14 protein-coding genes are annotated in these 13015 nt (G+C 67.8%); 7 read left to right on the top strand and 7 right to left on the bottom strand.

What is annotated here, in order from left to right; all coding sequences use genetic code 11:
- Positions 1–58: 58 nt before the first annotated feature.
- Positions 59–910 (top strand): undecaprenyl-diphosphate phosphatase, encoded by an 852-nt coding sequence (locus ON45_RS17150; RefSeq protein WP_040495447.1) that lies wholly within the window; start codon positions 59–61, stop codon positions 908–910.
- A gap of 87 nt (positions 911–997) precedes the next feature.
- On the opposite strand, the gene ON45_RS17145 is transcribed toward ON45_RS17150, so the two are convergent.
- The gene (locus ON45_RS17145; protein ID WP_040495446.1) at positions 998–1510 is read right to left on the bottom strand and encodes a hypothetical protein; all 513 of its coding nucleotides are present in this window, start codon (positions 1508–1510) and stop codon (positions 998–1000) included.
- A 90-nt stretch (positions 1511–1600) separates the two neighbouring features.
- Complete coding sequence (locus ON45_RS17140; protein WP_040495445.1) at positions 1601–2209, bottom strand: hypothetical protein; 609 nt, start codon at positions 2207–2209, stop codon at positions 1601–1603.
- A 68-nt stretch (positions 2210–2277) separates the two neighbouring features.
- Between ON45_RS17140 and ON45_RS21765 the strand changes: the two genes are divergently transcribed.
- Positions 2278–4419, top strand: coding sequence for an acyltransferase family protein (locus ON45_RS21765; RefSeq protein WP_083915103.1), 2142 nt, complete (start codon positions 2278–2280; stop codon positions 4417–4419).
- 66 nt (positions 4420–4485) lie between these two features.
- On the opposite strand, the gene ON45_RS17130 is transcribed toward ON45_RS21765, so the two are convergent.
- Genes ON45_RS17130 through ON45_RS17120 form a run of 3 tightly spaced genes read right to left on the bottom strand, consistent with a single transcriptional unit; the run spans position 4486 to position 7316 of the window.
- The gene (locus tag ON45_RS17130; RefSeq protein ID WP_040495443.1) at positions 4486–6084 is read right to left on the bottom strand and encodes a hypothetical protein; all 1599 of its coding nucleotides are present in this window, start codon (positions 6082–6084) and stop codon (positions 4486–4488) included.
- 59 nt (positions 6085–6143) lie between these two features.
- Positions 6144–6950: an S-methyl-5'-thioadenosine phosphorylase gene (locus ON45_RS17125; protein WP_051063261.1), complete on the bottom strand. Its 807-nt coding sequence runs from the start codon at positions 6948–6950 to the stop codon at positions 6144–6146.
- A gap of 9 nt (positions 6951–6959) precedes the next feature.
- Positions 6960–7316 carry an FmdB family zinc ribbon protein gene (locus tag ON45_RS17120; protein WP_040495441.1) on the bottom strand — a complete coding sequence of 119 codons (357 nt, stop codon included), beginning with the start codon at positions 7314–7316 and terminating at the stop codon, positions 6960–6962.
- 27 nt (positions 7317–7343) lie between these two features.
- Here ON45_RS17120 and ON45_RS17115 point away from each other — a divergent pair, with 27 nt between their 5' ends.
- Positions 7344–8210 carry a UTP--glucose-1-phosphate uridylyltransferase gene (locus ON45_RS17115; protein WP_040495439.1) on the top strand — a complete coding sequence of 289 codons (867 nt, stop codon included), beginning with the start codon at positions 7344–7346 and terminating at the stop codon, positions 8208–8210.
- Between the two features lie 39 nt (positions 8211–8249).
- On the opposite strand, the gene ON45_RS21760 is transcribed toward ON45_RS17115, so the two are convergent.
- Positions 8250–8807 carry a putative glycolipid-binding domain-containing protein gene (locus ON45_RS21760; RefSeq protein ID WP_051063260.1) on the bottom strand — a complete coding sequence of 186 codons (558 nt, stop codon included), beginning with the start codon at positions 8805–8807 and terminating at the stop codon, positions 8250–8252.
- Between the two features lie 46 nt (positions 8808–8853).
- Here ON45_RS21760 and ON45_RS17105 point away from each other — a divergent pair, with 46 nt between their 5' ends.
- Both ON45_RS17105 and moaA read left to right on the top strand, forming a co-directional pair.
- Positions 8854–10101 (top strand): molybdopterin molybdotransferase MoeA, encoded by a 1248-nt coding sequence (locus ON45_RS17105; RefSeq protein ID WP_040495451.1) that lies wholly within the window; start codon positions 8854–8856, stop codon positions 10099–10101.
- A 61-nt stretch (positions 10102–10162) separates the two neighbouring features.
- Positions 10163–11194: a GTP 3',8-cyclase MoaA gene (gene moaA / locus ON45_RS17100; protein WP_040495450.1), complete on the top strand. Its 1032-nt coding sequence runs from the start codon at positions 10163–10165 to the stop codon at positions 11192–11194.
- Positions 11195–11230: 36 nt separating this feature from the next.
- Here moaA and ON45_RS17095 read toward each other — a convergent pair whose 3' ends face one another.
- On the bottom strand, positions 11231–12001 hold the full coding sequence (locus tag ON45_RS17095; protein ID WP_040495437.1) for a maleylpyruvate isomerase family mycothiol-dependent enzyme: 771 nt from the start codon (positions 11999–12001) through the stop codon (positions 11231–11233).
- 105 nt (positions 12002–12106) lie between these two features.
- On the opposite strand from ON45_RS17095, the gene moaC reads away from it, so the two are divergent.
- Positions 12107–12640 (top strand): cyclic pyranopterin monophosphate synthase MoaC, encoded by a 534-nt coding sequence (gene moaC, locus ON45_RS17090; RefSeq protein WP_040495448.1) that lies wholly within the window; start codon positions 12107–12109, stop codon positions 12638–12640.
- A 151-nt stretch (positions 12641–12791) separates the two neighbouring features.
- A partial coding sequence (locus ON45_RS17085) for a hypothetical protein (protein ID WP_040495435.1) occupies positions 12792–13015 on the top strand: 224 nt, incomplete at its 3' end.

Genomic DNA, 13015 nt, shown 5'->3' with positions numbered 1-13015 from the left:
GCACGGAGCGCGGGAACAGTTCACGAGAACGGGTGGGGTTGGGCGATAGACATGCGGCGTGCCGATCATCCACGCGATCGTCCTCGGCCTGGTCCAGGGGTTCTCCGAGTTCCTGCCGATCTCGTCGAGTGGCCACTTGCTACTCGTCCCGTGGTTGTTCGACTGGAACGACTTCGCGGGACCCGACGGCGACTCGGTCAAGAAGACCTTCGACGTCGCGTTGCACCTCGGGACGTTCGTGGCCGTGCTCGGCTACTTCTGGCGCGACGTCGCCGTGTACGTGCGCGAGGGGACGAAGCTCGTCTTCTCGCGGAAACGGCCGACCACCGTCGAGGGCCGTCTGGCCTGGTTCTTCGTGCTCGCCACCGTTCCCGCCGCGCTCGTCGGGGCGGTCTTCGAAGACGTCATCGACACCGCGCTCGGAACACCGCTGATCATCGCCCTGTCGCTGATCGGTTTCGGCCTGCTCCTCGGGTGGGCGGACCGCCTCTCCGGTGAACGAGAACTCGAGGAGTTCGGGGCGAGTGACGCGGTGAAGACCGGCATCGCTCAGACGCTCGCGTTGAACCCCGGGACGTCACGATCCGGCATCACGATCACCGCCGCCCGGTGGCTCGGCTTCAACCGTGACGCGGCGGCGCGGATCAGCTTCACGATGTCGCTGCCGGTCATCGCCGGTGCCGTGCTCGTGAAGTCGGTCGGACTGTTCTCCGGTGAGGTGGACAGCGATCTGTACGTCCCGATGGCGGTCGGCGTGATCACGTCGGGGTTGTCCGGTTGGTTCGCCGTGTGGGGCACCCTGAAGTGGATCCGGACCCACAGCTTCATGCCGTTCGTGATCTACCGAGTCGCGCTCGGCGCGTTCATGCTGCTGCTGATCGTCACCGGTGTGCGCAGCGGATCCGGCTGACGCTCGAACGGACATCGGCCCACCCGGACCATCCTGTGTCTGACACCGGATGGTCACCGGATGGTCCGGATGGTCGGCGAGCGTGGGTCAGTCGGCTCCCGCACCTGCTTGCATGGCTTCGACCGTGAAGGCGTGGAACTTGGCGGTGTCGAACGCGACCACGAGGCGGGCGTCGGTCTCGATGATCACCCGGTGTGGTGAGTCGAGGAACTTCTTGAAGCTCGTGCGGTAGGGGTCGTCCGGCTGCTGGTCGACCCTCGAGAGCTTGGTGTAGAACCATTCCTTCAACTCGTCGAAGCCGTCGTCGCCGTGGGCGTGCACGACCGATTCGCCCTTGTACGTCGCCGTCTTGCCGTGGTTGTTGATCACGATCCCCGACTGCGGACGTGCGCGGAGTGCCGGAACCCGCTTGCGGCGCTCGGCGCAGGTCGTGAAGAACTTCCCGTCGCGGTACACGAACGCGACGACCACGCCGACCGGGTGTCCGTCCTTCGTCGTCCAGTTGAAGACGCACTCGCCGCCCGCCCCCAGCAGTTCGTCGAGCGCCGACTGGTCCAGGCGCATCGTCGTCAGATCTTCGTAGTCGACCTCGTCGGTCATGTGGTGTCTCCCTCGTTGGTGATGTCCTCGACATGGTGGCCCAGCACGTCCGACGGAATCGCAGCGGAGCAACAGGGAGATGTGCCGCGATCAGCGTGGCCCGAGGAATCCCAGGCTCGCCTGGCGGGTCTGTGCGGCTGCCGCGACGATCGGCGCCTCGGCGGCGGCGACGGCGACGAAGACGACGTCGGCCTCGATGTGCACGATGCGGCCGGACTCGGCCAGGACCAGGCCGTCGCTGTACACCGCCACGCCGACGCCGATCTCGGGATGGGCGACCAGCGGGTCGCTGATCGGGACGACCACCTCACCCGGCTCGGCGGCGGCTGCTGGACCGGGGCCGGCCTCGAGGTCCGCTGCGACGATGACCTCGCCGCGTCCGATCTGGCGTCGCGCCGCGGCACCGCTCGGGAGATCGGCGGCAACGCCCACGGGGACGGCGATCGAGGGGAACTCTCGCCACTGCCACGCGACCGCTTCCCCGGGAGCGGCCGGCTCGATGGCGACCGGCACCTCGACCCGTTCGGCCCACTCCTGTCGCGCCGACTCGATCGCCTGCATGCGGTCGTGAACGAGCGCGGCGGCAAGAGCGGCAACCGCAGCGATGCAGATCCATCGCACCCAGGGTCGTCGGGCGAGGAACAGTCGAACACGCGGCCCGATCCGGGCGGGGGACAACTCGCGAACTGCGAACGTCATCAGGTCTCCTCTGATCAGGTGATCACCAGGAGGGAGCCGGTCGGGAGAAGCGTACTGCCGGCCGGACGATGCCGCATGGTTGCTCTCCGGTCGTCGGTCGTCGATGCGAGAATGGCCGGACGATGGACCGACCGCGGCAACCAGCCCTCGATGGCATTCGGGGGGTCGCGGTGGCCATGGTGCTGGCGTTCCACGGCGGATTCGGGTGGATGTCCGGGGGCTACGTCGGCGTCTCGGTGTTCTTCACGTTGTCGGGCTTCCTGATCACGCGGTTGCTGCTCGACGAGCACGAGGGCACCGGGCGGATCGGCCTCAGCCGGTTCTGGAACCGTCGGATCCGGCGCCTGCTCCCCGCCAGCCTCATGTGCATCGTCGGGGTGGTCCTGCTGTGGAAGGCGGGCGCGTTCGCGGCGACGATCGACCTGCGCGCCGACGTTCTCGGTGCGGTCGGGCAGGTGTTCAACTGGGTGCAACTCGCCGGCGACACCTCGTACACGGAGCAGGTCGCCGGCGGGCTGAGCCCGCTCGATCACTTCTGGTCCCTGGCGATCGAGGAACAGTTCTACTGGCTGTGGCCGGTCGTGCTGATCGCGATCCTGCGGACGGCCCGTCCGGACCGGTGGATCGTCGCGATCACCGCGGTGTCGTGTGCTGCGGCGCCGCTGATCGCGGTCGTGTGGGGCGCAGATGCCGCATATTGGGCGACTCCGGCGCGAGCGGGGGAGATCCTGGTCGGCGCCTCGTTGGCGGTGATGGTCCGACGCCGGCCGGGGTTTGCCGGTGTGCACGGCGACTGGTTGGGTGCGGCGGGAGCGACCGTCGTGGTGCTCTGCGCGGTGACGTGGACAGCCGACGGTGGGCCGGCCTACTCGGGCTGGTTCCCGGTGTTCGCGTTGGCGAGCGGGGCGGTGATTCTCGGAGCCCTGGCCGGACCCGTGTTGTCTGCTGGACTGGCGTTCTCCCCGCTGGTCGGGCTGGGACGAATCAGCTATGGCGTCTACCTCTTCCACTGGCCGATCTTCCTGCTCGTCGACGAGCGCCTCGATCGCACCACCGGCTCGTTCGCGATCAAGGTCGCGCTGACGCTCGTCGTCGCGATGGCGTCCTTCCAGTTCGTCGAGCGGCCGGTTCAGGTGGCTCGACCCGACTTCGGCCGTGACGCGGTGCTCGCCGTCGGTTCGATGACCGCGGTCGCGATCGCGGCGCTGGTCGTGCCGCTCACGGCGGACGACCCCTTTGCCGACCCCGAACTGGCGGCGGGGCAGCTCGACGACGTCGTCACCGACACCTCGCCGCTGATCCCGCTCACGTCGGTGGCGACCGACGCTCCCGACGCACGGAATCGCGATCGAGCCCCGACCGCCGCCGACACGACCGCCGCTGCCGAAACGGCCGCCGCCGAAACGACCGAACCCGCGCCGAGCATCGCGACGGAGACGACCCCGCCGCCCGCCGCCTCGACGACCACGACCAGCGAGGTCGTCGCTCGTGACGACGGTCCGCCGGCCGACGTCGAAGCGCTTCCGCCGGTCCCGCCTCGTCCGGTGCGAGTGCTGATCGCGGGCGACTCGGTCGCGTGGACGGTCGCCAACGGGCTCGTGGCGTGGGCCGACGAGCACCCGGAGTACCTCGCGTTCGATCAGGAGATCGCGATCTCCTGCGGCTTCATCGAGCCGACCGAGACCCCGATCCTCGATGGCGAGTACCAGGAGGATTGCGATGACATGGTCGACCGGCGCCTGCCCGCCGCGATCGAACGAGTGAAACCCGACGTGGTCATGTTGATGACGACTCGTGCCGACGTCGAACCGCGTACGTGGTCGAGCGACGAAGGTCAACTCGACGCAACCGATGAGCGGTTCGTCGACCGTCAGGTCGCCGACTACGTCGAGCTCACCCGTGAGATCCACGAGGCCGGCACCCCGCACGTGATCTGGCTCACGCCGCCCGTGGTCCGCAGCGGCCCGCTTCCCGACGCTCCGATGATGGACCCGACGGCCATGGCGTCACTCTGGTCGGCTTTCGACGAGACCGCGGAGGTGTCCGGCGACAACACCCACACGATCGATCTCGCGAGGTGGTATCCGGCAGCGGGGTTCGACGATCGTGATGCGCGGCCCGACGGCATTCATTTCCAGCTCGATCCCTCGACCGAGATCGCCGACCGGTTCATGGCCGGTTCGATCCTGCAGATCGCACTCGGTCGATGACGCCGGCCGGGGACGCTGCGTCGCGGCACTGATCATCCCGCGCGGGCCATTGCGAGCCCGGTCGCCTCAATCCCCGACGGTGCTGGGCACGTCGATCGCCGGCGTCGAACCCGTTTCCTTCGCGACGCGACGACGGACGCGGCGAGTACGGAACGCGTCGAGCAGAACGAGCCCACCGAGCGCGATGACGATCGGGTCGGTCACGGCTCGAAATCGTTCCTGTTCTCCGAGCTCGGCGACGATTCCGACCACCGTCGTCCAGATCACGATCATGGATGCGACCGACAACGTGGTGGTTCGTCGGCGCTCGTGGTGCTCGGTCGCGTGCCCGCCGAAGAGCACGCGAATCGTGGCGAGGAGCAGCGCGACGGTGGTGGCGACGATGGTGATCGACCACGGCCCTCGATGGACCCAGAGTGAATCGTCGTCCCAGTCGTCCGGGAGCCCCGGGTGGCCAACCGACAGCAGCATCACCCGAGAGATCTGCTCCATCGGCCGCCAGAGCGGCGAGGTGTCCCCCGTCGAGGCGCTCGGGGTCTGATACCAGTTGTTCAGCGCCCACACACGACCCGTGAACCACGCACCGGGCTCGTTGACCATGAGTGCCAACGCGTCACTTCCGGCCTGGTCGTACACCGCGAGGTAGCACCGATAGTTGTAGTTGGCCGTGGTCGGCGCATCGAACACGCCGCCGGTGCGGACGCTGTCCGGGATGTCCCGGGTCTCCTCGGCGAGGGCGGGATGGGCGGCGGCGTCGACGTCGCAGGTCGGGTTCCAGGCCGCGTACTCGTCGTAGAAACGGAAGAATCCTGTCGCGGCGACATCGCTGACCACACCCTCGTCCCGGAGTTCGGCGATCCGATCCGGACCCACCACCGGAGCGGTGGAACGCAGGAGGTTCATTCCGGTCCACGACGACAGTGCCGGCTCGTCGAACGACACCTGGTTCTTGGCCGTCCATCCGCCGACGACCAGCAAGGGCACGGCGGTCAGCATCAGGATCCTCCGCCGATCGAGCTGCTCTCGCCACTGCCATCCGATCACGAGCAGCACCGAGAGCAGCCAGGCCGGGTGGTACAGCGTGCGCGTCATCACCAACGCCGTTGCGATGACGACCGGGAGCAGGAGCCCACGGGCGTCTCGACGCGTGGGGTCGAGGCGGGCGACCGACCAGACCAATCCGGCCAACAGGGCTGCGACCGCGAGGTCGTACTTCGGCTCGAACGCGAGTTGCAGCACCTGGGTGTTGAGCGTCGCCGCCGCTGTCAACCCCCAGGCGACAGGTCGCGAAGCCCCGAGGTGGACGAGTGTTGCGCAGATCGCGCCAGCCAGGAGGCACCCGGCGATCATCGACATCGACCCGTGGCTGACGACTGACGAGAAGGGGCTCCATGCCCCGATCAGGCCCGTCTGCAGATTCCAGAGGGGCGGTTGGATGTGCGTGTTCCACACCGACCCGAACGGATCGTCGACGAGTGCGTCGTACGGCGTCATGTTCCACCCCGCGTACAGCACGCGGAGTCGATATTGCTGGCCCGTGGTGATGAGGAGGCACCACACCAGGCCCCAACCGGCCGCAGCGGTGAGTCCCGCATGAGCGAGAATCCAGTGCGCCGCCCGGCTGTCGCGCGTCGCCGAGACACGTTCCGCGAAGCGCTGGCTCACCGGACCATCATGACACCGACCGGGGCGTGGTTCGCGGCCGCTGCGCCTCGTCGGGCCGGTCAGGGAAGGTGGGGCACGGCGGTTTCGATGAGGCGCTTCACGTTGTCGACATTGCGCCGGACCACCGCCATCACGGCGTCCATCGTGACCGCCTCCGTGCCGTCGTGGTCGCCGGCGTCGTGGTCGGTGACGAGTGCGATCGACGCGTACGGAACACCGGCCTCCGCTGCGAGTGCCGCCTCGGGTGCGCCGGTCATGTTGACGACGTCCCACCCCATCGCGGCATACCACCGTGATTCGGCCCGCGTGGAGAAGCGTGGTCCGTTGATCACGACCATCGTCCCTCCGTCGTGGACGCTCGGCCCGTTCATCGAGCGACCGGCCTCGACGAGCACCCGACGGACCTCGGCGTCGTACGGATCGGCGAACGGCTGGTGATGAACCGGGCCGCCCGATCCGGGAAGCCCGTCGGCAGCCCCGGCGTCGTGGAACGTACCCGCCCGACCCTGCGTCCGATCGACGAGCTGATCGAGCACCACGAAGTCACCGATGCCGAGATCAGCGCGCAGCGCGCCGACCGAGCACGGGCCGACGATCGAACGCACGCCGAGCGCAGCCAGCGCCCACACGTTCGCGCGGAACGGAACGCGGTGCGCGGCGTACTCGTGAGACCGCCCGTGTCGGGCCACGAAGGCGACACGACGTCCGGCGAGGGAGCCGACGCGCACGTTCGACGCGGGCGAGCCGAACGGTGTGGTCAACTCGACATCGTCGGCGTCATCGAGCAGGTCGTAGAAACCTGATCCGCCGAACACCCCGATCTCGGCACCCAGCTCCCGGGCGCGAGCGTCGAGGGGGACCTCCACCGGAACCGCTCAGTCCGAGCCGGACGACGCTGAGGCCTTCGAGCTGCCGGACGACGAGGAGTCGGACTTCGATCCCGAGTCGGACGACTTCGTGCTGTGCGAGTCGGAGCCGGATCCGCCGGAGTCGGACTTCGATCCGTTGGAACCCGAATCGGAACTCGGGCTCTTCGACTTCGACCCGCGATTGTCGGTCTTGAAGAATCCGGAACCCTTGAAGGTCACGCCAACGGGCTGGAAGACCTTCTTGACCGGCAACAGTTCGCCGGAATCGGGATGGGTGTACTCGTTGAGGGTGTCGTCGGTGAACGCCTGCTGGACCTCGATGGTCTCGCCGGTGTCGACGAACTTGTAGACGTAGGTGGGCATCGGAAGGGAAAAGCTATCGTCCGACGCATGCAGGTACGCAGCGCAGTGATCCCCGCGGCCGGACTCGGGACGAGATTCCTGCCGGCCACGAAGGTCGTGCCCAAGGAACTCTTCCCGATCGGCGACCAGCCGGCACTCCACGTGGTGATCGACGAGGCGCTCGGTGCCGGGATCGACCACGTGGTCATCGTGTCGAGCCGGAGCAAGCCGGCGGTGGCGGAGTACTTCGAGCCCGACGAGGCGCTGCTCGAGGCGTTGGAGGCGAAGGGCAAGACCGACACAGCCGAACGCCTGCGTGCGATCGGGCGGGACTGGCGCGTCAGCATCGTCTACCAGGACAACCCGAAAGGTCTGGGTCATGCCGTCGGTTGTGCCCGCTCGACCGTCGGCGACGAGCCGTTCGCGGTCATGCTCCCCGACGAGATCATGGGATCGTCCGGCCTGCTCGCACAGATGAACGGGGTGTGTGCCGCGACCGGAGGCAGCGTGATCGCGGTCGCCGAGGTGCCGCGGCATCAGGTCAGCTCCTATGGCGTGATCGATCCGGCGGGTCCGATGTCCGACGACGGGGTGATCCCGGTGCGGGACCTCGTCGAGAAGCCGCCGATCGACGAGGCGCCCTCGAACTTCGTCATCACCGGACGCTACGTGCTCACCGCCGACGCGTGGGACGAGATCGACGCACTCACGCCGGGACGAGGCGGCGAACTCCAGCTGACCGACGCACTGTGCGCTCAAGCCGCTCGGTCGCCGTTCCACGCCGTGCTGTCCGACTCGGGGCGCTACGACACCGGCAATCCGCTCGGGTTCCTCACCGCATCGATCGAGCTGGGGCTGATGAATCCCGAGCTCGGCGACGGTCTGCGCAGTTTCCTGCGCAATCTCGACATCTAGCCCGTCGGGGTCCGGTGCCGACCCGGTCCCGCGCGTCGGTCAGACCCGTCGGAACAGGTCGGGTTCGTCGTGGACGAGGCCGTACTGGTCGACGCGGAACTCACTCGCGATGCCGGTTCGCTGGTGCGTCTTGCGCCAGGCTCCGGTCGGAAGGTGCTCGTACCGTTGGTCGACGGGAACCACGCCGAGCGTCTCGACGTCGACCAGTGCGACGGTGATGTCCGCACCGTCACCGGGGTCGAGCTGGAGGCGACGGATCGGGAGCGAGTTGGTGAACGGCGTCGCGTGCAGATCGATGTCCGTGCACCCGTCGAGGTCGGGTCGATGGGCGCCGTTGAGTTCACCCCAGCGTCCGCTTCCGTCGGTTCCGAGCCACAGATCCGGCTCGTCGGCGTCGCGGAACAGCAGGAACTGGCGCACGCTCCACGTCGGCGAGAGGCGCACCACGTAGCTGACACGTTCTCGGCTGAGTTCGCCGATGGCGGTCCAACCCTCGTTCTCCCAGCGCAGTTCGACCGTCTCGTCGCCATCGCCGCCCCACGCCTGCCATCGCACCGTGTATCCGTCGGCGGGAAACGCCGTCAACGCCGTCGTCATGCGATCCACCCTACGGACGCCACGGCGCGGTGGATACGGTGACGCGATGACGCCGTTGGAGGACGCACAGCAATTCGTACTCGGGTCGTGCCCGCCGAAGCCGGCCGTCACGATGGGTCGGGAGGCGGCGAACGGGCTGGTGCTGGCGGTCCCCGTGGTGTCGGCCGAAGTCGTCCCGCCGTTCGACAACACCGCCGTCGACGGGTATGCGGTGCGATCGGAAGACGTCGCGCACGCCGGCGAGGCACCCGTCGAACTGATCGTGAACGCCGAGATCGCCGCGGGTGCGGCACCGGATCGGCCGGTCGGGCCCGGTGAAGCGACGCGGATCATGACCGGGGCACCGATGCCCGAAGGCGCCGACAGCGTCGTGATGGTCGAGGATTCCGAACGGCTCGGCACCGATGCTGAAGGAGTCGAAAGGGTCCGTCTGTCGGCGACCGTGCCCGCCGGGGGAGCAGTCCGCCGCGCCGGCGACGACGTCCGGGTCGGCGACGAGATCTTCGCGGCGGGAAGCGTCATCACCCCACCCGCTCAAGCGGTACTGGCCAGCGTGAATGCGCAGACCGTCGAGGTCTACCCGCGCCTGCGCGTGGCCGTGCTGTCGACCGGCGACGAACTGATCGACGACGGCTCCCCGCTCGAACTCGGCCAGATCCGTGAATCGAACAAGACGATGTTGGCGGCGATGCTCGCCGAGACCGGCTGTGACGTGGTCGACCTCGGCGTGGTCCGCGACGACGAGGCCGAACTCGAGCGGGTGCTGCGGTCGGCGGCGCTCGACTGCGACGCGATCGTGTCGAGCGGTGGCGTGTCGATGGGCGACTACGACGTGGTGAAGGCGGTGCTCGGCCGGATCGCCGACATGACCTGGATGCAGATGGCGATCAAGCCGGCCAAGCCGTTCGCCTTCGGCACACTGACGCGCGACGACGGGACCCGCGTGCCGATCTTCGGGTTGCCGGGGAATCCGGTCAGCTCCATGGTCAGCTACGAACTGATGGCGCGTCCGGCCCTGCGCCGGATGATGGGCCATTCCCACCTCACCCGGCAGCATCTCGTCGCCATCGCCGACACCGATTTCGCGCGTCAACCCGACGGCAAGGTGCACTTCACGCGGGTCAGCGGAAGCTTCGCTGATGACGGGCGCTATCACGTCCGGCCCGTGAGTGCGCAGGGCAGCCATCAACTCGCGGCGACGGCTTCGGCCGACGCGATGGCGGTGATTCCCGATGGCGAGGGCGTCGCCGCCGGTTCGGACGTGGCCGTGCTCCTGCTGCGGGGCGATCAATGATCTGTGAACTGTCCGCCAACCGGTCCGTGGTCGGTGCGGACACCCAGGTACCGTGGAGGACATGGCAGGGGACCGTGCGCACCAGGATCTGATCGATCCGTTCGGTCGGCACATCAAGGATCTTCGGATCTCGATCACCGACCGGTGCAACTTCCGCTGCACGTACTGCATGCCCGAGGACGGCCTGGAGTGGCTCGACCGCTCCCAGGTGATGTCGTTCGAGGAGATGGAGCATCTGGCTCGGATCTTCGTCGAGCGTTACGGCGTTCAGGGCATCCGCCTCACCGGTGGCGAACCGACGGTGCGTGCGCATCTTCCGGCCCTCGTCCGCAAACTGGCGAAGCTCGAACACTCGGGCGGCCCGATCGACCTGTCGATGACGACGAACGGGGCGACGCTGCGTTCGATGGCGCCGCGCTTGCGCAAGGCGGGTCTGAAGCGGGTGAACATCAGTCTCGACACGCTCGATCGCGAGAAGTTCCACCGGATGACACGACGGGACGAACTCGACAACGTGCTCGACGGGATCGCGGCGGCACAGGAGGCCGGGTTCCGGCCGGTGAAGATCAACGCGGTGATCGAACGGGGCGTCAACGACGACGAGATCGTCGACCTCGCCGAGTTCGGTCGGGAGCGCAACGTCGAGGTCCGCTTCATCGAGTTCATGCCGCTCGACGCCGATGGCCACTGGGTGAACGACACCGTGGTCGGCCAGGACGAGATGGTCGAAATGATCAACGCGGTGTACCCGATCGAGGTGATGCCGGCACGTGGCGCGGCACCCGCCGACCGGTTCCGCTACCTCGACCGTGACCCGAGCGAACCGGGCGGCAAGATCGGGATCATTCCGACGGTCACGAAGCCGTTCTGCGGAGACTGCGACCGTGTGCGCCTCACCTCCGACGGCGATTTCCGGACCTGCCTCTTCGCCACGAAGGAGTTCGACCTGCTCACCGCGCTCCGCGCCGGCGAGACCGACGATCAGATCGCCGCGCGGATCGAAGCGGCCGTCGCCACGAAGTGGGCCGGCCACAAGATCAACCAGGTGAGCTTCACCCGTCCGACGAAGTCGATGAGCCAGATCGGCGGGTGACCGGGCGTCGGTGTCCGGCACCAACGCGCACTTTCGTCAACTGAGGTCGGTGTAGGCGCGGAATCGGCGGGCGACCTTCTCGTCGCCGATGATCTCGATGCCGTCGTCGCTGCGGCGCCACAGCCACATCAGGATGTCGTGGGCTCGACCGCGGATCGCGGCGTCGCCCTTGCGATGCTCGCGTGTGAACGTGCAGTTGGGTTCCTTCAGGCTCGACACGAACCACTCGCCGCCCGCCACGTCGTGCTCGTCGGTGTCGGTGCAGTGCAGGTGCACGGTGCCACCCGGCTTCATCTCGCCCTCACGGCGTTCGGTCCCGGCGAACCACATCAGGAACTCGTCGATGCCGTCGGCGGCGACCGACGTCCCGACCTCGTACGGGTCGCCCGTCGCTTGCGCCGCGTCGTAGCGGTGAATCGCACCATCCTGTGCCATCCGCCGCCGCACCCACGCGGTGTCCCGGTTGGCGCCCGTCCAGGTCCACACCTCGCGGTCGACGCCGGCATCGACGAGCGCCGAGAACAACTCGTTGTGCGTGAGCGCGAGCCAATCGACGAGCAGGTCGTCGTCGGGACGCTCGATCTGGCGGATCGTCTGCAACTCGCCGCGCTGGGTGATCGGACCGGCCACGATGCGCCCCCAGAAGTGCCAGACCTCGCCCTGGTGGTACGCGAGGTCGGCGAGTGTCCATCCGGGACAGCTCGCGATCGGCGTCGCTGGATCGTGCTCGCCCACGAGATCGATGAATGCCACACCGTTGGTCCGGAGGGTTTCGAGCGCGTCGTACGGCAGATCGGTGGATTCCATGCGCCGAACGTACCCGCCTCGCAGCGGTTGACGCATCGCCGCGTCACGATCGGGACCGAGCGCGAGACCGTTCGAGCCCGCCTCGGCGACTACCGTGCGAAACGCATGAGCGATCTCGAGTTCACCCACCTCGATCCACTCGGTCGAGCGCGCATGGTCGACGTCACGCCGAAGGAGCCGACGCATCGCCGGGCGGTGGCGCGCTGCATCGTCACCATGAAGACCGAAACCACCACGGCGATCGCCAATCGCGAAGTGAAGAAAGGCGATGTGCTCTCGGTCGCGCGCGTCGCGGGGATCCAAGCCGCGAAGCGCACCTCCGACATGATCCCGCTCTGCCACCCGTTGTTGATCGGATCGGTGTCGGTCAACTTCGAGATCGGCGATGACTTCGTCGCGGTCGAGGCCCATGTGGACACCGTCGACCGCACCGGCGTCGAGATGGAGGCGCTGCACGCGTGCAGCGTCGCCGCGCTGACGATCTACGACATGTGCAAGTCGGCCGACCGGGCGATGGTGATCGGTGAGCTGACGCTGTGGGAGAAGACGGGCGGCCGATCCGGCACCTATCGGCGAGCCGATGCCGACGACGGCGCCGACGCTGCCGCCGACCCGGTGGCGACCGAGGCGGACCGGTGAGAAGCTCCCGAGCGGACGACACCGGCGTGATTCCGGGTGACGCAGGACACCGCGGTCGTTGCATGAGACGTCACAATCGTCATAGACTCGTCATACTCGCAACAGGAAGAGGCGGTGCACACCGCCCCCGAACGTTCCGCACAGATTTCTCATGACTGAACTCATTCTTCTGGTCGTCGCCGCCGCTTGGTTCGCCGTCCTCATTCCCCCGATGCTCCGATCCCGAGTCGAGAACCGACCGAACTCGTCGGTGACCGACTTCCGGCGTCAGCTCACCAAGCTGCAGCACACCGCAGCACCACAGCGAACCGGCGTGCGCGCCATCGGCCGCCCGCTCGCAGCGTCGCCGCTGAGTCGCCCCGTCGCCGGCGGCCG

Source organism: Ilumatobacter nonamiensis YM16-303, from assembly GCF_000350145.1.
Taxonomy (GTDB): domain Bacteria; phylum Actinomycetota; class Acidimicrobiia; order Acidimicrobiales; family Ilumatobacteraceae; genus Ilumatobacter_A; species Ilumatobacter_A nonamiensis.
The sequence above is the reverse complement of the archived record's forward strand: the minus strand, read 5'-3'. Positions and strand labels throughout refer to the sequence as shown.

Coding starts and splice junctions, on each gene's coding strand:
- ON45_RS17145 (WP_040495446.1), bottom strand. CDS start 1,510: ATGACCGACGAGGTCGACTACGAAGATCTGACGACGATGCGCCTGGAC.
- ON45_RS17140 (WP_040495445.1), bottom strand. CDS start 2,209: ATGACGTTCGCAGTTCGCGAGTTGTCCCCCGCCCGGATCGGGCCGCGT.
- ON45_RS21765 (WP_083915103.1), top strand. CDS start 2,278: ATGCCGCATGGTTGCTCTCCGGTCGTCGGTCGTCGATGCGAGAATGGC.
- ON45_RS17120 (WP_040495441.1), bottom strand. CDS start 7,316: ATGCCCACCTACGTCTACAAGTTCGTCGACACCGGCGAGACCATCGAG.
- ON45_RS17115 (WP_040495439.1), top strand. CDS start 7,344: ATGCAGGTACGCAGCGCAGTGATCCCCGCGGCCGGACTCGGGACGAGA.
- ON45_RS21760 (WP_051063260.1), bottom strand. CDS start 8,807: ATGACGACGGCGTTGACGGCGTTTCCCGCCGACGGATACACGGTGCGA.
- ON45_RS17105 (WP_040495451.1), top strand. CDS start 8,854: ATGACGCCGTTGGAGGACGCACAGCAATTCGTACTCGGGTCGTGCCCG.
- moaA (WP_040495450.1), top strand. CDS start 10,163: ATGGCAGGGGACCGTGCGCACCAGGATCTGATCGATCCGTTCGGTCGG.
- ON45_RS17095 (WP_040495437.1), bottom strand. CDS start 12,001: ATGGAATCCACCGATCTGCCGTACGACGCGCTCGAAACCCTCCGGACC.
- moaC (WP_040495448.1), top strand. CDS start 12,107: ATGAGCGATCTCGAGTTCACCCACCTCGATCCACTCGGTCGAGCGCGC.